Annotated in this window: 18 protein-coding genes; 17 read left to right on the forward strand and 1 reads right to left on the reverse strand. The window is 44.0% G+C overall.

Features of this window, described 5'->3' with window-relative positions; genetic code table 11:
* Positions 1-105: 105 nt before the first annotated feature.
* From nrdR to AAEY80_RS08870, 3 genes are all read left to right on the forward strand, one after another.
* Complete coding sequence (nrdR, locus tag AAEY80_RS08860) at positions 106-582, forward strand: transcriptional regulator NrdR (protein WP_025651988.1); 477 nt, start codon at positions 106-108, stop codon at positions 580-582.
* Between the two features lie 42 nt (positions 583-624).
* Positions 625-1,710: a bifunctional diaminohydroxyphosphoribosylaminopyrimidine deaminase/5-amino-6-(5-phosphoribosylamino)uracil reductase RibD gene (ribD, locus tag AAEY80_RS08865; protein WP_350588206.1), complete on the forward strand. Its 1,086-nt coding sequence runs from the start codon at positions 625-627 to the stop codon at positions 1,708-1,710.
* Between the two features lie 419 nt (positions 1,711-2,129).
* A complete protein-coding gene (locus AAEY80_RS08870; protein WP_025651986.1) occupies positions 2,130-2,804 on the forward strand; it encodes a riboflavin synthase in 675 nt (224 codons plus the stop codon).
* A gap of 125 nt (positions 2,805-2,929) precedes the next feature.
* On the opposite strand, the gene AAEY80_RS08875 is transcribed toward AAEY80_RS08870, so the two are convergent.
* Complete coding sequence (locus tag AAEY80_RS08875; protein WP_201567487.1) at positions 2,930-5,848, reverse strand: response regulator; 2,919 nt, start codon at positions 5,846-5,848, stop codon at positions 2,930-2,932.
* A gap of 231 nt (positions 5,849-6,079) precedes the next feature.
* Between AAEY80_RS08875 and fmt the strand changes: the two genes are divergently transcribed.
* From fmt to AAEY80_RS08945, 14 genes are all read left to right on the forward strand, one after another.
* The gene (fmt, locus tag AAEY80_RS08880; protein WP_025651984.1) at positions 6,080-7,171 is read left to right on the forward strand and encodes a methionyl-tRNA formyltransferase; all 1,092 of its coding nucleotides are present in this window, start codon (positions 6,080-6,082) and stop codon (positions 7,169-7,171) included.
* Positions 7,172-7,237: 66 nt separating this feature from the next.
* Entirely contained in the window at positions 7,238-8,812 is a 1,575-nt protein-coding gene (locus tag AAEY80_RS08885; protein WP_025651983.1) for a transcription antitermination factor NusB, read from the forward strand.
* Between the two features lie 58 nt (positions 8,813-8,870).
* On the forward strand, positions 8,871-10,292 hold the full coding sequence (gene thrC / locus AAEY80_RS08890) for a threonine synthase (RefSeq protein WP_025651982.1): 1,422 nt from the start codon (positions 8,871-8,873) through the stop codon (positions 10,290-10,292).
* A gap of 338 nt (positions 10,293-10,630) precedes the next feature.
* Positions 10,631-11,728, forward strand: a complete 1,098-nt coding sequence (locus tag AAEY80_RS08895; RefSeq protein ID WP_350588207.1) for a LysM peptidoglycan-binding domain-containing protein — start codon at positions 10,631-10,633, stop codon at positions 11,726-11,728.
* A gap of 48 nt (positions 11,729-11,776) precedes the next feature.
* A complete protein-coding gene (dprA, locus tag AAEY80_RS08900) occupies positions 11,777-13,024 on the forward strand; it encodes a DNA-processing protein DprA (protein WP_201577642.1) in 1,248 nt (415 codons plus the stop codon).
* Positions 13,025-13,182: 158 nt separating this feature from the next.
* Positions 13,183-13,812: an L-threonylcarbamoyladenylate synthase gene (locus AAEY80_RS08905; protein ID WP_025651979.1), complete on the forward strand. Its 630-nt coding sequence runs from the start codon at positions 13,183-13,185 to the stop codon at positions 13,810-13,812.
* Positions 13,813-13,933: 121 nt separating this feature from the next.
* Positions 13,934-14,452 carry a GbsR/MarR family transcriptional regulator gene (locus AAEY80_RS08910; RefSeq protein WP_025651978.1) on the forward strand — a complete coding sequence of 173 codons (519 nt, stop codon included), beginning with the start codon at positions 13,934-13,936 and terminating at the stop codon, positions 14,450-14,452.
* Between the two features lie 141 nt (positions 14,453-14,593).
* Positions 14,594-15,547, forward strand: a complete 954-nt coding sequence (locus AAEY80_RS08915; protein ID WP_201582697.1) for a fatty acid desaturase family protein — start codon at positions 14,594-14,596, stop codon at positions 15,545-15,547.
* 124 nt (positions 15,548-15,671) lie between these two features.
* Positions 15,672-16,172: a hypothetical protein gene (locus tag AAEY80_RS08920; protein ID WP_201577131.1), complete on the forward strand. Its 501-nt coding sequence runs from the start codon at positions 15,672-15,674 to the stop codon at positions 16,170-16,172.
* Between the two features lie 23 nt (positions 16,173-16,195).
* Entirely contained in the window at positions 16,196-17,161 is a 966-nt protein-coding gene (locus AAEY80_RS08925) for an epimerase (RefSeq protein WP_201566650.1), read from the forward strand.
* 79 nt (positions 17,162-17,240) lie between these two features.
* Positions 17,241-17,714 carry a hypothetical protein gene (locus AAEY80_RS08930; RefSeq protein WP_025651973.1) on the forward strand — a complete coding sequence of 158 codons (474 nt, stop codon included), beginning with the start codon at positions 17,241-17,243 and terminating at the stop codon, positions 17,712-17,714.
* A gap of 116 nt (positions 17,715-17,830) precedes the next feature.
* Positions 17,831-18,688 (forward strand): fatty acid desaturase family protein, encoded by an 858-nt coding sequence (locus tag AAEY80_RS08935; RefSeq protein ID WP_025651972.1) that lies wholly within the window; start codon positions 17,831-17,833, stop codon positions 18,686-18,688.
* A gap of 131 nt (positions 18,689-18,819) precedes the next feature.
* Positions 18,820-19,281: a thiol-disulfide oxidoreductase DCC family protein gene (locus AAEY80_RS08940; RefSeq protein ID WP_201566652.1), complete on the forward strand. Its 462-nt coding sequence runs from the start codon at positions 18,820-18,822 to the stop codon at positions 19,279-19,281.
* 187 nt (positions 19,282-19,468) lie between these two features.
* Positions 19,469-20,503 (forward strand): metallophosphoesterase, encoded by a 1,035-nt coding sequence (locus tag AAEY80_RS08945; protein WP_227687610.1) that lies wholly within the window; start codon positions 19,469-19,471, stop codon positions 20,501-20,503.

Consider the following 20,503-nt stretch of genomic DNA (forward strand, 5'->3'; position numbering starts at 1 on the left):
TTCTATTGGAAAATAATGGTTAAAAAGTTTCATACATTCATCCTAATTAGCGCTTCAATATGGCTTTAATGTTGCCGCTTTTAATATTAAGACAAGGAAAATAGTATGCATTGCCCGTATTGTAATGCGTCAGAGACCAAAGTGATTGATTCACGGCTTGCAGCAGAAGGGGCGCAAGTGCGTCGCCGCCGTTCCTGTAATAGTTGCCAAGAGCGCTTTACCACGTTTGAGATGGTAGAGGTGGTGATGCCAAGAATTATCAAATCAAGCGGTAAGATTGAGCCTTACGATAACGAAAAGCTGCGCCGCTCTATACTCTTGCCGCTACAAAAGCGTCCCATTACCATTGATGAGCAAGAGGCAATGATTAGTCGTATCGAAAAGCGTGTACGGCAAATGGGTGAGCGCGAAATTAGCAGCAAAGTCTTAGGTGAGATTATTATGAGCGAGCTTAAGACGCTCGATGACGTCGCTTATGTACGCTTTGCCAGTGTGTACCGCGATTTTCAAGATATCGATGCCTTTCACCAAGAAATTGCTAACATTCGTCCCAGCGAAAAAACGGACGACAACGTTAAATAGTTTTAACCCTCTGTTTTGTTATTTATTAAGTGTACCCTCTTTATGACGCTTTCAAACCATAAAATCTCAAATCATAAATTTTCAAACCATGAACAAGATCCCCAAGACCGCTATTTTATGATGCTTGCTATCGAGCAGGGTAAGCATGGTCTCTATACTACTAGGCCCAATCCAGCGGTAGGCTGTGTCATTGTTCAGGCAGAAGATATCGTTGGTCAAGGTTTTCACCCGAAAGCAGGGGAGCCTCATGCCGAGGTATTTGCGCTGAAAGAAGCAGGTACGCGAGCAGTAGGCGCAACCGCTTATGTGACACTGGAGCCGTGTAGTCATACAGGTCGTACGCCGCCTTGTGCGCTTGCGCTGATTGCTGCGGGTGTTAAGCGGGTAGTGATTGCAGGTTTAGATCCCAATCCACAAGTCGCTGGTCGTGGTGTGCGTTTACTAGAAGAGGCGGGCATCAACGTCACTATTGGTGTATTAACGCAGCAAGCAGAAGCCTTAAATCGCGGATTTTTGAAGGCGATGCGTACCCAGATGCCTTATGTACGGCTTAAAATAGCCACCAGTCTTGACGGTCGTACGGCGATGGCGACAGGGGAGTCGAAGTGGATTACAGGTGCCGCTGCTCGCGAGGATGTACAAAAGCTACGTGCCCGCAGTGGCGCAATTATTACGGGTAGCGAAACCGTCATCGTTGATAATCCTCAATTAAATGTACGCTCAAACCAGTTAGGTATAGCGCTTGAGCAAGTTCCTGCTCCCAAGGTTGTCGTACTCGATAGGCGTCAGCGCTTAGCGCACAGCTTAAAGTCTGATTATCAGTTATGCCGTCGAGCGGATACGATTTATTGGCATGAGGATAACTTAACTGCATTATTAAGGAATTTAGTCAGCGAGCATCAGTGTTATGAAGTGTTGGTTGAAGCTGGTGCTAGCGTGGCAGGCAGTTTTTTGAGCCAGCAGTTGGTCGACGAGCTGGTTGTTTATCAAGCGCCTTGTTTATTAGGCGCACAGGCGCGCCCGATGGTGAACTTTAATCCGCTATCGTTGGCGCAGCAGCTGCGTTTTGATATCGACAGTTATGAACAAGTTGGTGCTGATCTTAAACTGACCTTATTGCCTTTATGAAATGAACACTTATAAACAGCTTGCCCACAGTCTGTACTAAATATGTGCTAAGTGTGGATAAGTTAGTAAATTCAGGTGATGTTTCACATGAAACTGTGTATAACTTTGTTTCACATGAAACCAAAAAGACCTTAATTTATATAGAATATATATTAAATCTTTTAAAATCAATTACTTATTATTAGTCTTTAAGTATTTACAGGTTTATTCTTAGACTTTGCTCTACTGTGGATAACTTGGTCAAAACTTAGGTTTTTAACGGTGTATGGGTTGATTTTTCATTACTTATCCACAACTTATCCCATAGTGTGCTTAAAATAAACGCATGTTTCACCAAAAGATAGAGGCAGACAAACGCCTTCTTAATACATACTAATACGTTGTCTATCGCGGCAATATAATAATGAGATGAGGTTGATATGTTTACCGGAATTATAGAAAGTGTCGGAAAGGTCAAATCCATGCAGCCTACAGGTGGTGACATACGCTTGACGATAGAGTCTGATGATTTAGACTTCAGTGATGTGAAACTGGGCGACTCTATTGCTTCTAATGGTATTTGTTTGACGGTTGTGGATTTTGGCAGCAATCATTACTCGGTTGATGTCTCACGTGAAACAATTGCGCATACAGCGTTAGAAGAGCTAAAACCAGGTCATATCATCAATTTAGAGAAGGCGATGTTGCCAACCACCCGTTTTGGTGGTCATATTGTCGCCGGTCACGTCGATGGTGTCGGCGTCGTGTGTAAATTGCAAAAAGACGCGCGCTCTATCTATATTGAGATTGAAATACCGCAAGCGTTGGCGCATTATACAGCGACCAAAGGTTCGATTACGCTTGACGGTATTAGTCTCACGACGAATTTGGTACGCGACAATATCGTCTCTTTAAATATCATTCCGCATACCGCACAAGTTACCAATATTGCTCAGCATTGGTTGGTAGGCGATAAGGTTAATGTTGAAGTGGATATTGTCGCGCGCTATTTAGAGCGGTTGCTAACCAAGCCACAAACTGCAAGTGCGACAGCGCAAAATGCACCAAGTAACATCACTGAGACATTTTTAGCAGATAACGGCTTTATGAGATAGTAAGTGACATTTATCAATACATACTTTCTTTCTGGTTTAAATTGCAAGCCAATTTAAATCGCGAGTGTCAAAGATACCTATTAGGGCATGTCTTCATTTTGATAACGATGAAATGAGGGCACGCCCTAATCTTTAATAAGACTCTGTAATACCGATTGCAGCTTATTTTTATCGATAGGCTTGGTCAAAAATTCATCCATGCCTACCTCAAAGCAAGCATCGCGATCCTCTGCAGTATTATTCGCTGTCAACGCCACAATAGGAATATCATCCCCTTGCGCACGAATCGCTTGGGTCGCTTGTAAGCCATCCATCACCGGCATCCGGCAGTCCATCAAAATAAGAGCAATCTCTTCATGCTGCGCTTGCAGTTGACTCAACGCCTGCTGCCCATCTTCTGCGACCACGGTACGATAGCCAAGCTTGGTTAATATCTTACACGCTATTTTTTGATTGGTCGGACTGTCTTCTACCACCAAAATAAGCGGTGGCGCGGTCTCGTTGGTAGTTTTGTGGTCAGAAATATCTATGGTAGCGCCATCTACCTCGGTGACCAGCGCCCGACTCTCATTATCAAGATTATCATTATCAAGATTATCATTATCAAGATTATCATTATCAAGATTATCATTATTAAGATTATCGGTATCAAATTTGTCAGTATCAGTGCTTTGTGCGGTTACCAACGTCTGCCTGACTGGTAGTGTCAAACGCAGCAGCTCAGATAATAATAAAGCATTGTCTAGTGGCTTAGCCAAAAAACCATCGCATTGATCTAATAGCATAGAAGGAATGCGGCGCTCAGGCTTCATGCTCAATAGTGTCGTTGGTAGCGAGATATTAGCCAATAAGCGGCTCAAGCTCTTGCGTCTACTATCATTGATGTTTTTATCGTCCCCTGCTGCTGGCTTAGGGAATACGATTGCGTTGCTCTCATAATATTCATAATCTAACAGCAGAACGGGTGCCAGTGTTTGCCCATCTTTTGCGAGCTGTTTTGTTAACTGCTTAATAGTTGCACTATTGATAGTGGTATAAATAGAAGCTGGTATAGATAAGTAGTCACATAAACGTTGCAAATGCTCAGCACCAAGCGTTTGATTGACTACTGCAATCAGATGGACTTTGGTCAATTGCTCATTAAGGTGATAGACCGGCTGATAACTTGGACGACGACAAGGCAAATACAAATTGATGGTGCTACAGTCATTATCCGAGCTATTTGACTCAAGGAAGCCGCCCAATAATTGCGCAAAAGTATTGGCTTTGGTGTGTGCAAGATTTGCCTGCACAAGCGGTTGCTGTATTTGGTCATTAGCTGCAACATCAGTTTGCTTAACGTAAGTAAGCGGCGGTGTTTGTTTGCGCGAAGTGTTATCTACAGCTGTATGTTGCAGGCTAAACCTTACCCAGTTATGCGGGTTTTTTGCTGTCATGTCGTCATTGGTAACCAGTACACTGTCATTGACGCTTAGTGGTAAAGCTGCGTCAGCAAAGGCTTCGATCGTTAGGGAAACAGAGCCTGCAAGAGTAGAGGTGATGGCGTTATCCAGTAAGCTCAGTAAGACTTGGCAAAGGCGTTTGCGATCAGTGTCAATATGGCGCGGACAGTCAGGATCAAAAAAATAAAGCAGCTCAAGCCCTTGGCGCCGTGCATCCTCTATGACTAAGTCATTGATGTGTTGTCCCAGTTTATAGATATCAACAGATTCAATCTTAAGGTGCGTTTTTTTGACGTCAATCTCTTCCATGCCCAGCATGTCATTAAGACTCGTCAACATCGCGTCGCTCGACCTCGTTAACGTCTGTAATACAGTATGCTGCTGGATAGAAAAAGTATCAGTATTGACGGCTTCAAGGGTGTCGATTATCGTCTCTAGTGGTTGATGCAGCTCGTGATATATCGCGGGTTTAAGCTCACTAAGTTCATCAATCTTGCCTTGTAGCTGTTGATTTTTTTGCTGCAACTGAGTGTTCTGATTGACAAGCTCATTGACATTATTTAGTAGCACGGTAAAGCCATGTACTTGTCCATGTTCGCCAAACCATGGGGTAATATGCAATTGATAGGCTTGCTGGTTCTCTATACCGCGAACGTTTAGAGTGCGGGTAACGCGCAAGCTAGAGAGTTTTTGGAGCAGGAGCTGAACCGATTCATCGTCAGCTGAGACAAAATCTGTTAATTGGTAGGTGGTATCACTTTGGAATGATGTATCAAATACTCGCTCAAAACGTTGATTAAAAAAGCTAATCTGCCCGTGACGCATAATCATGACCATCGGCAACGGCGCTTGCTCAACCAAACGCTCAAGACGATGTTGCAAGGTTTGTATACGTCGATGGTTACTATGAAGTTGGTAACTGATACGACTGAGCGCGTGACCTAGACGCAAAAACTCAGACGTCGATTTTTTGTCAACAAACGGCGGTGGCAAATAAGCATCCTTTGCTTTGGCACTTAAATTATCGGTATAAACTATCAGTTGTTGCCAGTTAGTCTGGCGATTTAATGTATAAAGTAACGCCATAATAAAGAACATGATCGCCGTCATTAGCGGTAGCCAGTAGCGATAGGAGATCCAGTCTATTTCAAGGGGTTTATGGCGCAATATGATATAGAGCTTATGACCACTCTCAAGTTCAATCGTTCCTGTTAAGTTGCGAGGGTTGAGCGTATAGGCGCCGTAGTTGTTGCTATCAGAGGGCAATGAGGTAATGACATTAGGAAAGGTGACGGTGGGAAATGCACGCTCATTAGGACGGACATAACGATGGATATGAGTCTGCCCTGATGGCATCATAAAAATGATCTGATAACTAATGCCTGCAAAAGACGGCTCGCTCAGTATTTCTTGGATTTCAGAGTTTAGGGGCTGCGCGTGTTCAGTAACGGCATGCTGCAATGTTTCAAAGGTATCTATACTCCGCTGCTTATTGTCTGTCTTAATATCGTCAAACAACGCAAAGTAGTACAGTGACAACATGGTCAATAGTGTCAACGTATAAAAGAGCAGTAAGCGCTGTAAAGACTGAAACTGTTGCATAAAAGCATGACCCTAAGTCGACAATAAGTCGGCATGATGGCAGATCGTAAAATAATGATAAATCTGACAGGTTTGCGTGCTCTGGCTTATTTATGAATAAGTAGCTGAGCTTTTTACTATTATAAAGATAAATAGTGTCATTAGTAACGCTGGATTGTCACTATTACAATCATGGCACAACGTCGTAAACTCACCTATAATGGACGAATTAATCATACATAATGCACCACTATGACCACAATTGCTTCCACCTCTGATTTGTCTACAAATTCTACCCAGCCGCAACAGACATCTACGCTTGCTGAGCAGCAGCGTATCGCTCCCTTAAGAGTGATATTCGCGGGTACGCCTGAGTTTGCTGCTGTCAGCCTTGAGTCGCTTATCAACCAGCAGGACACACTTAATATAGAGATTGTCGCGGTCTATACACAGCCTGATCGCAAAGCAGGTCGCGGGCAAAAGCTATCAGCGTCTGCGGTCAAGCAAGTTGCTTTGGCCAATGATATTGTGGTTGAACAACCAGCTACCTTTAAAAAATCTAGCACCGAAGGCATGGCTGCGCGTCAGACTTTGCGCACTTATCAGCCAGATATCATGATTGTTGCGGCTTATGGTCTGATATTGCCGATTGGTGTATTGACCACGCCTACTTATGGTTGTCTAAATATTCATGCCTCATTGTTGCCACGCTGGCGCGGTGCAGCGCCTATTCATCGTGCTTTATTGGCGGGCGATTCTGAGACCGGCATTACCATTATGCAAATGGATAAAGGTTTGGATACTGGCGATATGATCTACAAAGTCAGCGCTCCTATTAATGCTGATGATACCGCCACGAGCCTGCATGATAAGATGGCTGAACTGGGCGCGGCAGCTATTAGTACCGTGCTACAAGACTTGGTACCTTATCAAGCGCAAGCCGTAGCTCAAGATGACAGTAAAGCCAATTACGCCGAAAAACTGGTCAAAACCGAAGGCGAAATCGACTGGACGCAATCCGCCACGGAGATTGAACGCCAAATTCGTGGCCTGACGCCATGGCCGGGCGCTTATACTTTTTTGGTAGGTCAGCGGGTCAAAATATTGGCCAGTTTGCCTGTGAATGCATCGCAGCAAACCAATGAGCCTGCTGGTACTGTGGTGAGCGTTGGCCGCAAAGCGATTCTAGTCGCTTGTGGTAAAGAGAGTGAAGCTGAATCATCAGCCGCCACTTTAGCCATCACCGACTTACAGTTTGCGGGTGGTAAGCCGATGACCGCCGAGCAAATTTGCCATGGCAACCAATTAAATGATGGTGACCAGTTCACTAAAGAATCAAACTAATTTTTACTTATATTTAACCTACTTGCACAAGGCGCTATCGATTAGGCGTCAAGGAAATCAAATTTAATGAGACAAACCAGCACTGCGCCAAGAAACAACAAGCTCAAACCGTCAAGCAACCTTATAATGAATGGCAGCGTGCGCGTACGCGTGATCCGCACTTTACTGGCTATTCAAAACGGTCAGTCGCTCTCAAGCGTCCTTGATCCATTATTGAATAGTTTGCATGATGGTGACAAAGGCTTTGCTCATGCATTGCTGCTCACGACATTGCGCCAGTGGCATGCGTTGGCACGTTTGCTCGATACTTTAGCAGACAACCCTATTGATGAGGTTGAGGTGCGTACCACCATTCAAGTAGGCTTAGTACAGTTGCTGTATTTAGAGGTGGCTGACCATGCGGCGATTCATGAAACTGTTGAGGCTGCAAAGGAAATTGAGTTTGCTCATTCTACTGGTTTGGTGAATGCTATTTTGCGCAAAGTCGCCAAGAATCCAAGCAAATTCCGTAAGAAGTGCGATAAAAAACACAGCCTACCGAATTGGCTCGCTTATCAGCTTAAGCAAGATTGGAGCGAGCAGTATGATGAGCTGACCCAAGGCTTGCGCCAGCCAGCACCGATGTTTTTACGAGTGAACTCGGCGGTTACTTCGGTAGAGGATTATCAGCATGCGTTGGATGGGGCAGAAATTGATGCAGACATCGTTGAGCTAACGACTGGTTTTAAGGTAGCGAGCTCGTCAGAGTCTGCCGCTGCTACAACGCTATCAACCAAAGGTCTCCGGCTACATCAAAGCACTGCCGTTAACGCTTTGCCTGAGTTTGCTTTAGGGGTTGCTAGCGTACAAGACATGCATGCGCAACTTGCTGCACCGATTATTAATCAAGCATTGATGGCTAAGCTTAGTGCTGAAAAATCTAATACGAAAAATACGAATAATGAGATACATATTCTAGATGCTTGTGCGGCACCTGGTGGTAAATTGGCTCACTGGTTAGAGCTTATAAGTTCTAAGAACGAGTCATCATTGTTTCACGTGAAACGAGATAATGCTGAAACGTCGTCTGCGACTGCTGATATCAAAGTAACAGCTATCGATAACGAAGCACCACGTATTGAGCGTATTCGTGAGAATTTACAGCGCTTAAATCTAAGTCAGCACGATTTGCAGCAAGCAGAGAAAAGTGTCGCACTCAATATCGTCTGTGCGGATGCGACCAGATGGCAGCATGGAAAAAACAAAAAAGCGGCTACCAATGAACCCGTCTTTGATGCAATATTACTCGATTCCCCTTGTACCGCGACTGGTGTGATTCGTCGCCATCCTGATATCAGTATCCTTCGTACCGAAGAAGACATCGAGCAAACGGCACTGTTGCAAGCAGACATCTTGCACAATCTATGGCCACAACTCAAAGCTGGTGGTTATCTGCTGTATGTGACCTGTTCTATCTTAAAGCAAGAAAACGTCGAGCAAATGCAGGACTTTATCACGCATCATAATGATGCAGTAGCGATTGAGTTTACCGACGATTGCAGTTGGGGTATCGAACAAGCAATTGGTCGTCAATGCTTGCCGATTGATAGCGCGAGTGGCGATGGTTTCTATTATGCGTTGCTTCATAAGACAATGGCATAAAACTGCTGAATAAACCGTTTTAAATATTGAATAACCTCATTATAGACAGGACAATCTAATGAAATATATCAGTACCCGTGGTCAGACAGCGCCGATGGATTTTAGTGATGTGCTATTGATGGGGCTTGCGCCAGATGGTGGTTTGATGCTGCCTGAGCACTATCCAAACATTGATAGTACGACCCTTGATGAGTGGCGCACGCTCAGCTATCCACAGCTTGCCATGGCGATTATGCAGCGCTTTGCCACTGATATTCCTGCCGCTGATTTGCAAGATATCATTGAGCGTACTTATACCGCTGAGGTATTTGGTTCTGATGAGATTGTCCCTGTGCGTAAGCTTGAAGATAATTTATATATTTTAGGATTATCGAACGGTCCGACATTGGCATTTAAAGATGTGGCGATGCAGTTCTTGGGCAATGCCTTTGAATACGTACTCAAAAGAAAAGACGCGCGTATTACCATCATTGGTGCGACCAGTGGTGACACGGGCAGCGCAGCAGAATATGCGCTACGTGGTAAAGACAATATCGAAGTCTTTATGCTGTCACCGCACGGCAAAATGAGCGAATTCCAGCGTGCGCAAATGTATAGTCTGACCGATGATAACATCCATAATATTGCCATCGATGGCATGTTTGATGATTGCCAAGATATCGTCAAGGCATTGCAGCAAGATGCCGAATTTAAAGCGGCTTATAACCTCGGTACCGTTAACTCTATCAACTGGGGTCGTATCCTTGCGCAAATCGTTTATTACTTTAAAGCCTATTTTGCCGTTACTACGAGCAACGATGAAAAAATCAGCTTTAGTGTACCATCTGGTAACTTTGGTAATATCTGTGCCGGTCATATCGCCCGAGAAATGGGACTGCCCGTTGACCGTCTAATCGTCGCGACCAATGAAAACGACGTACTAAACGACTTCTTTAATCAAGGTGCTTACCAGCCGCGTCCGACGGAAAAAACTTACGTCACCTCTAGTCCGTCAATGGATATCTCTAAAGCTTCTAACTTTGAGCGCTTTGTTTATCTGCTACTCGACAAAGACAGCGCTCGCGTTCATGAGCTATTTGAGGGGGTGAAATCCGGCCAAGGATTTGATTTGTCTGATTTGATGGAAGCAGTCAACAGCCGTTACGGTTTTGCTGCTGGCAAGTCGACCCATAGCGACCGCCTGCAAACCATTAAAGCGCTTTATGAGCAGCATGGTGAGCTAGTTGATCCGCATACAGCTGACGGTATCAAGGTTGCTAAAGAGCTACAGTTAGAGGGTGAAATCATTGTCTGTGCGGAGACAGCGTTACCCGTCAAATTTGCTGACACAATCGTTGAAGCGATTGGGCCAATAGACATTGCTCGGCCAGCGCATACCGAAGGCTTGGAGAGCTTACCACAGCACGTGGTGGTGCTGGATAACAACGCTGAGCTGGTCGCTGAGCAAATTCGTCAACATGTGACGCCAAATCCAGCCTGAATTAATGCTGGACTTGTTATTAGCTTTGTTTAACCATTAAACAAGCGTCCACATAAAAGTTACGCCATTGTAATAAAGTGTTTATGATTGTGTTATGGTAGATATAATTGTAATATTAGAAACAGCGTCGGCGACTCATCATTTTGCTAGACGCTTTTTTAGCAATCCCACCAGCCAATTACACTGAACAGCTGCCCTATAGGCGTTATGATAACCGTACTGTTAAGCCCTTTTATGCTTGTCATTAATTTTAATAATGCTCAAGGCTTAAGATTAAATAAAGGGTCTAAATGGTATTAATTGTGGCGACAACAGCGGTACATATTGTGGATATAACAATGAAGATGAGCTTAAAAACGATAGCAAAAGCACTGTTGATCACGACATTTAGTAGTGCCATGCTGATGACCACTGCCCACGCTAACAATCCACCACCAACCATCAAAGCAGATGCGCCCAATCGTTATATTGTCAAAAAAGGCGATACCTTATGGGACATTTCAGGACGCTATTTAGACAGTCCATGGCGCTGGAAAGAGATTTGGGCAACCAATAAGCAAATCAAAAACCCTAACCTTATTTATCCTAACGATATTCTTATTCTGTGCGTGATACAAGGTAAGACTTTAGTTGGTGTGGATACAGGTGAAGGCTGTGCTGGTATTGAAAAACAATTAACCGGCACATCAGTCACCACCTCCGTATCAGTCACGTCGACGGCCAATAGCATTCCGCCTATTCCATGGTCTGCGATCCAGCATTGGCTGGATAAAACGATCATTGTTAATCCAGCAGATTTTAATACCACGCCTTATATATTAGCGTCTAAAAAAGGTAACTTAATCACGGCAAGCGGTGACAAAGTTTATGCCAAAGGCGTCTCACTTATCGTTGGACAGCGTTATGGCATCTACCGTGAAGGCGAGATGTATGTTGAGCCAAAAACTCAGCAAGTCATCGGACTTGAAGTCACCCAAGTAGCGACTGGATTGGTTACGTCTACAGAAAGTAATGGCGTCACAAGCTTGCAGCTTACCGACAGCTACGGCAAAGAAGTCCGTGAAGGTGATCGCGTTTTTGTTGAGCTGAACAACTCTATCCCGCCCGTATTTTACCCAACGCCTGCAACCGTTAGCCGTGGCGGTATGATTGTTCGTGTCATGGACTCAATCAGTTCTGCGGCGAAGGGTAGTGTGGTCGCGATTAATTTGGGTCACACTGATGGTGCCAAACCCGGTGATGTATTGACTGTCTATCAAAAAGGGGCGTTGGTACGCGATACCAAAGATAATGATGCCTCTGTACGCTTGCCCAGTGAGCAGAGCGGCATGGTGATGGTGTTCAATACTTTTGATAATATTAGCTACGCCTATGTGCTTGATTCTGAGCTACCGCTCAACGTGGGTGATCAGCTACTACCACCCCCTTATCTATAAGCCAGACTTCTTAAGTCAGTTGAATCCGTAAATGCGAGTCAGACTATTATGACGGCAGTTTCTCCAATGTTATCCGACGAGCAGCGCGCAATATTGGCGCTGTGGACTGAGGTGAACGCGTCATTATCGGCTTATCATAAGCTTATGACTTCTTTTGGGGTAGCAGAGCTTGCTTGGCAAGCCAAAGTAGACGCTTGGCGGCAATTGGGTATTCATCATACGCATCTTGCCCGCCATGAACAGCCAGCGCAAACACAAGCCAGTATCGATAAAATTCAGCAAGCGCTCATCGAGGGGCGCTACGGTCTGCTATTTGCCGACCAGCCTGATTATCCCGCCCAACTCCTACAAATATACGATCCGCCGCCGCTGTTGTTTTATCGTGGCCAGCGCGCGCGTTTGCAGCAAGCACAAATTGCCATCGTCGGCAGTCGCAAACCCACCGCCCATGCGCAAAAAATTACTTTTGATATGGCACAATATTTAGCACAGGCAGGGTATATCATCACTAGCGGTCTGGCCATGGGTGTGGATAAGCGCGCCCATTTAGGAGCACTGGCGCAGACAGATGCTGATTATCAAGGTCGAACCATTGGGGTGATGGGCACTGGTATTGAAGTGTATTATCCCAATCATCATGATAAATTATTTGCGCAAATTATCGAGCAAGGTGGCTGTATTATCAGTGAGCTGTTGCCGGATACGCCGCCGCACAAGCATACGTTTCCACGGCGCAATCGCTTGGTGGCAGGTCTCAGCTTAGCCACTATTGTCACCGAAGCGACTATCCAAAGTGGTTCGTTGATTACTGCGCGCCTAACCTCAGAGCAGGGCAAGCAAGTCTTTGCGATTCCCAGTCATATTGATAATAGCAATGCTGAGGGCTGCCACCATCTGATACGTGAAGGCGCGACGTTGATTTATCATCCTCAGCAAGTCATTGAGGACGTCAATGGTCAGCTGGCTTATGGCAATAATGGCTATCGACCAACAGCACAGACGACCAACTCAAACCATAAGCCCTCGACTAACGGTCAGTCTGCTAATGCTGCAGAGACAGATTCTGTGCCAGCGGTGAGCCAACCGATACCGTCTAATATCAAATCTCCTAAAAGCGCTATCGTCGCCCCTGAGCATTTAACGCTGGTTTATGAGCAGCTTGATTGGCATGGACAAGATTTAGATGCGTTGTTAGTCAGTACCAAGCTTACGCCACCGCAGCTGATCGGACAATTGATGGAGCTTGAGTTACTAGGCGTCATCAGCGTGCAAGGTGGGCGTTATTTACGCGTATAGGCTATTTGGGTGTTTACAACGATAGCTATGCTTTGATATTTCTAATGGTGCTAAGGTCAGCCCAATTTTATAAATATTTAAATGTCGCTCACTTAGTCAGCTTCTCTCCTATGTTATTATTAATGCTTAAACTCCTACCTTTTCGAAGCCTTCAAGTCATGAAAAAATCCGCATCCTTTACTACTGATTCTGTCGTTCAAGCTGCCAAGTGGCTAAAAGAAGGACAGTTACTTGCTTATCCAACCGAAAGCGTTTGGGGGATAGGTTGTGATGCTTATGATAAGGCAGCCGTGCAGCGTATTTTGGATATCAAGCAGCGCCCAAAAGCTAAAGGTATGATTGTCGTTACTGACAGTGCTGAGCGTTTAGCGCCCTTATTAGATACTTTAGAAGACAGTCAGCGCCAACAAATCATTAATAGCTGGCAGACGGATAGTGACAATATAAAGCTACAATGCAAACAAGCGCACACTTGGTTGTTACCCATTCCGCAGGCGCTGATTACTACTATTCCTCCTTGGATAACCGGGCAGCATCGGACAGTTGCGGTCAGAGTTATCGCTCACCCCATTATCCGTCAGCTATGCCAGCAGTTGGTCAGCGCGCATAATCCCTTTGGACTGTTGGTTTCTACAAGCTGCAATCCATCAGGGCAACCGCCTGCTATGACTCTTACGGATGCTTATGGGTATTTTGACGAGCAAATCCGCTACTTACAGGCGGAGACGTTAGGCTATACCTTACCCAGTCAAATACGTGATGCAATCACAGGTTTAATCGTCCGTTAGAGCATGGCAATCAAGCAATAGATATTACTCTCTGATTTCATTATTGACAGAAATAAAAGAATGATGCAATATGAACTAAGAAATTAGCCAAACTATATGAAATATTAAGCGAATAAATACTATGAAACTAAATCCTGTGACCGAAAAATTTATCTTACATTGGGGTGAAATGGGCTCACAGTGGGGTGTCAATCGCACTATGTCACAGATTCATGCATTGCTTTATATCATCGGTAAGCCGCTCAATGCGGAAGAGATTACCGAGACGCTTGGCGTTGCGCGCTCTAATGTCTCAAACAGTATTAAAGAGCTACAAAACTGGGGGCTAGTACAGAAAGTATCGATATTGGGCGATCGTCGCGATCATTTTACGACTAATACCGACGTTTGGGAGTTGGCACGTATTATCGTCGTTGAGCGTCAAAAACGTGAGCTTGAGCCAACGGTGCAGTTCTTACAAGAACTTATGGACAGTCCTGAATTTGAGCATGAAAATAGCGAAGTAAAAGCGCGGATAAAGGATACCCAAGAGTTCGTCAACACGCTGACCACATGGTCGTCTGAGATGCTGAAGCTACCCACAAGTATCCTTAAAAAAGTCCTCAAATTGGGCGCTAGTATTAAAAAGGTTTTACGTTAATAGTAAGCTGTGTGATCTAAAATAAAAAATTTAAGTAACTATTTCTGTTTAGACAGAAATTTATGTAATAGATATAAAGTCCAGCTAAGTTTAAGTGATACGAGTTTCAATAAAAATATCAATGACAAATGGATGTGTAAAATGACAGTCAATCAAACACACGCTAATAAAGAGCAAGTCATTAAAAAGGCTATTGCTTCAATCGAGTGGCAAGACTTGCGTCAGTTAACGCGCGGTCAAATCGCTTACAATGTTATTTTGCCATATCCGTTCTTACTACTGTCTTGGTGGTTCGCCAGCCAATCATGGTATGTACTGGCATGCGGCGCTTCTTATTTGTTTTTTGCTGCTGCATTCCGTCAAGCGCACGATGGCTATCATCATAGTTTGGGGACAGGTAAGCGTACGACCACTGCCATATTATTATTGCTTAGCGTACTATTAATGACCAGCTTGCACAGCATTCGAGCCACTCACATGGCACATCATCGTGATCCGCTGGGCGATAGTGATATTGAAGGCAGTCTGGCAAATGTGTCATGGTGGCAAGCACTGCTCGGCGGGATAACTTATCGGCTCGCTATCTATCGGCAAGGACTGCGTTTAAGCAGCCGTCGCAATCAAAGCTTGGCTTGGCTAGAATTTGGCTTGATTGCTTTAGTCGTCTTGGTTGCCCTCGTACTGACCGTATTTACTGTCGCTGTTCCTGCTCTGACCATGTTAGCGCAAGTATTGATGTACCACATACTGACCATGATGTTGGCCAATGCTAGCGTTGGTATCATTGCTGTGTGGGGCGTGCACCATGATTGTGATGAGACAATCGCTCGCACCGAGCGTAATCCAGTGATCAATTTACTAACTTTTAACCTGTTATATCACGCAGAGCATCATTTTTTCCCTGCTGTACCATCCAACCATTTACCTGAATTAGCCAAGCGTTTAGATGAGGCAGCATCACACTTGACCAAAGCGCATGTATTGCCAAATACTGCTGTTGCGATGGACTTTATTAATCATCGTTGGAACAAATTAAAGAATAAATCTCAAAATAATAATGATAGTGAGTGTCCTATTCGTAAACGTTTTGCTTAATCAGTAGACTAAATGAAATCAAGATACTTATTACTTATCCACCCATTATCCACAGTAATTTCACTGGCTTTGCCAACGTCGTATTTATACTCAATTAACGACCAATGTTAATAGGATAAATATCATGAAAACGAATAACAATGTAGGTGCTTACCCTTACTTATCAGTGATTATTTTGTTTGCAGGGCTTGGTAGTATGGTTGGTGGAGTGATTGCAGAGCTAGGTTTGTTATTCATTTTTAGGAATGCGGATTTTGCGCAGATTGGTTATCAGCCATTGCTATATGTTGGTCTGCTTGGTTTTATTCCTGCTTTATTGACGGGTATTCTTGTCGCTTATAAGAATATATGGCGCGGTGATCATAAGAGTCTACGCACGACATTTTTGATTGGGTTTATAACGTCAGCAGGTTATATGGGCGCAATCATCCTATATTTAGGCATAAACTCATTGATAGAGGTTGGGGTGCTACTGGCCTTTATGATTGGTATAGGACTATTTGGCGCTATCAATGCAGCTATCGCTGGCTGTATTGCTTTACCAAAAGCATGTAAAAGTCGTTTTGATATAAAAGTTAAAAAAGAAGACGATGACTATAGCGAATTAAGTTTTACTAAACGATAAGCAAAAAATATAGGGAATAGGACATGAATATTTTAATCAGTGGTGGCTCAGGATTTTTAGGCAGTGCCTTTAGTAATGAGATTATGGCGCGTTACCGTGCCCAAAATAAAGCGCTGCACATTACTTGGCTGACGCGTGATAGCAGCCAAGCCCATCCGAATGATATCGACATGATGACTTATGATGAGCTGGCGAGCTCAGATAAAAGCTTTGAGGTTGTTTTAAACCTAGCAGGGGCAGGTATCGCTGACTCGCGCTGGAGCGATGCGCGCAAAGAGCAATTGCTCGCCAGCCGTATTAAGCCTACCGAATCTCTATTGGCATTTATTAAGCGTACCAGTATTAAACCCAAGCTAATGGTCAACGGTTCAGCGATTGGTTGGTATGGGACTCAAGGTGACAAACCTCTTACCGAAAGCAGTGGTTTTGAAACCGATTTTGCTCATCGATTATGTGATGAATGGGAGCAACTGGCGTTGACAGCAAACGATTATGGCGTGTCTGTGGCTATCGTGCGTACTGGTGTTGTCATTCATCCTAAAGGCGGCATGCTCGGTAAACTATTAACCCCGTTTAAGATGGGCGTCGGTGGACAATTGGGTGATGGTCAGCAAATCATGAGTTGGGTCAGCCGTGAGGACTGGGTAGGGGCAGCGATATTTATCATTGAGAAGCATCTAGCTGATGATGTGAGCACTCAAGCCATGCATGAAAACACCCAACAGACTACAAATGACACAACAGCGGTTGTGTACAACTTAACCGCACCCAATCCCGTGAACAATCATACTTTCACCAAAACACTGGGGTCATGGTTACACCGTCCGACATTCTTTACCCTACCGAATTTCTTACTTAAGCTGATGTTTGGTGAGATGTCGACGCTACTAATAGATGGGCAAAAAGTATTACCGCAAGCGTTATTAGATGCAGGGTATGAGTTCCAGCAGCCGACACTTAAACAAGCATTAGAACAGCAGAAGTCGTAAGTGAGTGGCATGTTTCATGTGAAACAGTATTATTAATTATATGATATGTTGTTTCATGTGAAACAACATAGAGGTTTTTATGAGTGATATTGAGTTTAGTACAGTCAAAACACCTAGCTATCCTAAAGGTAAAGTAATAAATCAATATGCACAATTTGGCGGGGCACTGGGTGGGATATTTCTATGGTTAAGCGTAGCAGTACCTGATGTCTTGTTTAATGACTATAATTTTGGTGGTTCCGAAATATTCAATATTACTAACGCCTATTTTATCACTGTATTTAATATAGTTTGGCTGCTAGGGTTTGCGCTGATTTTCTATATAATTTTTGGATTTATATTAGGACTGTTATCTTCATTATTTACAGGCTGGATTCTTGCGCAAGTAAATGCTCACTGTAATTATAAAGGCCTTCTTATCTCTTTAATTACGGGTGGTTTTATGGGCTTTGCCTTTCTATCTTTACTAGAGCTACCTCTTATTATGCAGGTTTTGACAGGTGGTATCAGCGCTGTGATTACGGGTCTTATCGCATTACCTAAATACAAATAAAATTTAAATAGTTATTTCACTTTTGACAGAAATAAAGTAAAATGAAATTATAATTACTAAACAAGTGGTTGCTTAATTTGAGTCGCTACTGCTTATCACAAAGCAAGGAGAACATCATGCGTCATCCTTCGTTAGCCAATATTGAATGGCAAGATTTGCGTCAGCTCAAGCCCACTGAGACGGTTTATAATATCTTTTTATCGTTACCATTTTTATTATTGTCATGGTGGAGCGCGTGGCAGGGATTTTGGCTACTTGCGCTGGCTGCAACGTTTTTCTTTTTTACCGCCGCACTTAGACAAGCCCATGATTGCTATCACCGTACTTTAGGTGTGAGTAAAGTCGCCACAAAGCTCATGCTATTTATGCTGAGTATCACTATGCTTTGTAGTACGCATGCCATTCGGCATACTCATCTTAATCATCATAGAGATCCGCTGGGAGAGAGTGACGTTGAGGGTAATTGGGCACGTCTGCCTTGGTATAAAGCGATATTAGGCGGCGGAATTTTTTCGATAGCGATTCAGTGGTTTGGCTTAACGCATGGTAGCCGCCGCAATCGTATTCTTGTTGCCCTTGATATGTTGCTTATTTTCGCAGTGATTGCCACCGCTTTTATCACGATGCATCCTATATTGATGTATCACGTATTGGTAATGATATTGGCCAATACGATGGTGGGGTTCTTTGCTGTATGGAGCGTCCATCATGGCTGTGATGAGATAGTATATGCCCGTAGTGAGCGTCATCCATTGATTAATTTACTGACTTTTAACTTGCTCTATCACATCGAACATCATCTGTTTCCAGCGGTGCCGACCAACCATTTACCGATGCTGGCCAAGCGTTTAGATGCTATTGCCCCGCAGTGGACGCAGCAGCCAGTAATTCCCTTTTTAGCCCCAGTCAATCAGTATCAAGAGTCTAGGGTGACTGAAAAATCCAATGCCCATTCGCATCACTTTGATGTTTAGCCATAGTCGGTTCAATATAATTTGGATACAAGGAAGGCGAGTGAAAGTACTACAAATAGTAGACTAAGCGAGCCTGACACCGTATCTGATTTATATAGGATTGACTATATCACTCAGAAAGGAGTCATAAGATGATTATTCAAAATCATATCAACAGTTATAGAGAGCAAGCACATTTATCCATCACCATGTACTACGACGATGCATGCGTCATATGTAGCACCGAGGCGCACAATATGCAAGTGCGTCAGCCGGAGAAGATACGCTTAGTTCCTGTGAAAGAGGGGCTTGATAATTTAGCCGCCGCAGGATTTAGCCGTGAGGATGCGATGACTTATATGTGTGTGCAAGACAGCTACGATAACTGGTATACGCACATGGATGCCGTACGACTGCTCTACAGAACGGGCGGCGTGAAATGGTCACCCTTGTTATTTTTGCCAGTGATCAAACAACTGGGTGACTTTGCTTATCCGTATGTCGCGCGCAATCGTTATAGAATTCCGAATTGGATGACCAAGTTGCTCTATGGCAAAGCGCTGATGCAAGCTTGTGACAATGGCGTCTGTAAAATAGCACCAGACAAACGTTAAAGGGCTTTTATTGGCCACTATTTAGTTTTGTGGCAATAGCACTTTAGAGGCAAAGCATATGAAGTTTTTGTGGAAAAAAAGACAATACATTCAGAGCATCCAGCTTTTGACGTAAGATAGCGTTATCTTTATCTGATTAGACCTTACTATGTGGTTCTTCATCGTTTTTACTCAGTTGCTAGCTGTTATGACCAGCGTTCTTATTTGCTGGTTTGTAAAGCCAAAAACTACTGCTGCAAAAGCTGCACTGGTAGCAGCTGTCTTTGTTATTAATAATAGTGCTCTCATTTATGGTTTGACTGAGTTTTGGGGTGAGCGCTTTCATGTCTATCTAGTCGTCAGTATTTTGCAAGGTTTTATGCTTTATGCTGGTCTGATAACGGCTGCGGTGGCGCTACTCGTTTATCAGCTTTTTAAGCGAAAATCTCGTCCAATACTCTTGCGTACCTTTGCCATTACAGTTTATGTCGCCATTGTTAGCTTAGCGGTATTTAATGCTTATTCGCCCGTCGTACATCGTTTAACAGTCACTATAGATAAGACGCTGGATAAGCCAATGGATATCGCGCTTGTCTCTGATACGCATCTGGGCAGATGGTTTGGCAATCGACAGATAAAGAAAATGGTAAGCCTTATCGATGCGCAACATCCCGATGTCGTGGTTATCGCTGGCGACATTATGAATGACAATACCATTGCTTACGATAATACGAATATGCATGAGCAGCTATCAAAGCTAAAGGCACCGCTTGGCGTTTATGCGACTTTAGGTAATCACGATTATTTTGGTTATGAAAAGCAGATCACTCAAGCGGTGGAAGAGGCTGGCATCAAAGCGCTTGATAATGAGAGTGTACTATTAAATGACTCAGTATGGCTGGTAGGGCGCTCAGATGACATCGATCGTACCAGACTGTCAGCTGAGGAGTTATTAACGCAAGTACAGACAGATAAACCAGTGCTATTTTTAGAACATCGTCCTAGCGCGATGGATGAGGTCAGCGCCCTGCCAGTCGATTTGCATCTGTCTGGGCATACCCATGGCGGGCAGATATTCCCGTTAACGACGCTGATGGATTGGTTGACACCGCTAAACTATGGCAGCAAAAAAATAGCCGATACGCAGTTTTTGGTGACCTCTGGTTATGGCATCGGTCCCGTACCATTTAGACTGGGTACGCGTTCTGAGGTTTGGATAATTACGTTGCAGTCTGGTGTATGA

Origin of the sequence: Psychrobacter sp. 78a-MNA-CIBAN-0178, from assembly GCF_040309625.1 — a bacterium.
In the GTDB taxonomy this organism is placed as follows: Bacteria; Pseudomonadota; Gammaproteobacteria; order Pseudomonadales; family Moraxellaceae; genus Psychrobacter; species Psychrobacter okhotskensis.

Bases quoted from the DNA above. Each gene is read 5' to 3' on its own strand.
- AAEY80_RS08905 (WP_025651979.1), top strand. From the start codon at position 13,183: ATGAAAAAATCCGCATCCTTTACTACTGATTCTGTCGTTCAAGCTGCC.
- AAEY80_RS08885 (WP_025651983.1), top strand. From the start codon at position 7,238: ATGAGACAAACCAGCACTGCGCCAAGAAACAACAAGCTCAAACCGTCA.
- ribD (WP_350588206.1), top strand. From the start codon at position 625: ATGACGCTTTCAAACCATAAAATCTCAAATCATAAATTTTCAAACCAT.
- fmt (WP_025651984.1), top strand. From the start codon at position 6,080: ATGACCACAATTGCTTCCACCTCTGATTTGTCTACAAATTCTACCCAG.
- AAEY80_RS08945 (WP_227687610.1), top strand. From the start codon at position 19,469: ATGACCAGCGTTCTTATTTGCTGGTTTGTAAAGCCAAAAACTACTGCT.
- AAEY80_RS08895 (WP_350588207.1), top strand. From the start codon at position 10,631: ATGAAGATGAGCTTAAAAACGATAGCAAAAGCACTGTTGATCACGACA.
- AAEY80_RS08930 (WP_025651973.1), top strand. From the start codon at position 17,241: ATGAGTGATATTGAGTTTAGTACAGTCAAAACACCTAGCTATCCTAAA.
- AAEY80_RS08910 (WP_025651978.1), top strand. From the start codon at position 13,934: ATGAAACTAAATCCTGTGACCGAAAAATTTATCTTACATTGGGGTGAA.
- AAEY80_RS08925 (WP_201566650.1), top strand. From the start codon at position 16,196: ATGAATATTTTAATCAGTGGTGGCTCAGGATTTTTAGGCAGTGCCTTT.
- AAEY80_RS08915 (WP_201582697.1), top strand. From the start codon at position 14,594: ATGACAGTCAATCAAACACACGCTAATAAAGAGCAAGTCATTAAAAAG.
- thrC (WP_025651982.1), top strand. From the start codon at position 8,871: ATGAAATATATCAGTACCCGTGGTCAGACAGCGCCGATGGATTTTAGT.
- dprA (WP_201577642.1), top strand. From the start codon at position 11,777: ATGACGGCAGTTTCTCCAATGTTATCCGACGAGCAGCGCGCAATATTG.
- AAEY80_RS08935 (WP_025651972.1), top strand. From the start codon at position 17,831: ATGCGTCATCCTTCGTTAGCCAATATTGAATGGCAAGATTTGCGTCAG.
- AAEY80_RS08875 (WP_201567487.1), bottom strand. From the start codon at position 5,848: ATGCAACAGTTTCAGTCTTTACAGCGCTTACTGCTCTTTTATACGTTG.
- AAEY80_RS08920 (WP_201577131.1), top strand. From the start codon at position 15,672: ATGAAAACGAATAACAATGTAGGTGCTTACCCTTACTTATCAGTGATT.
- nrdR (WP_025651988.1), top strand. From the start codon at position 106: ATGCATTGCCCGTATTGTAATGCGTCAGAGACCAAAGTGATTGATTCA.
- AAEY80_RS08870 (WP_025651986.1), top strand. From the start codon at position 2,130: ATGTTTACCGGAATTATAGAAAGTGTCGGAAAGGTCAAATCCATGCAG.
- AAEY80_RS08940 (WP_201566652.1), top strand. From the start codon at position 18,820: ATGATTATTCAAAATCATATCAACAGTTATAGAGAGCAAGCACATTTA.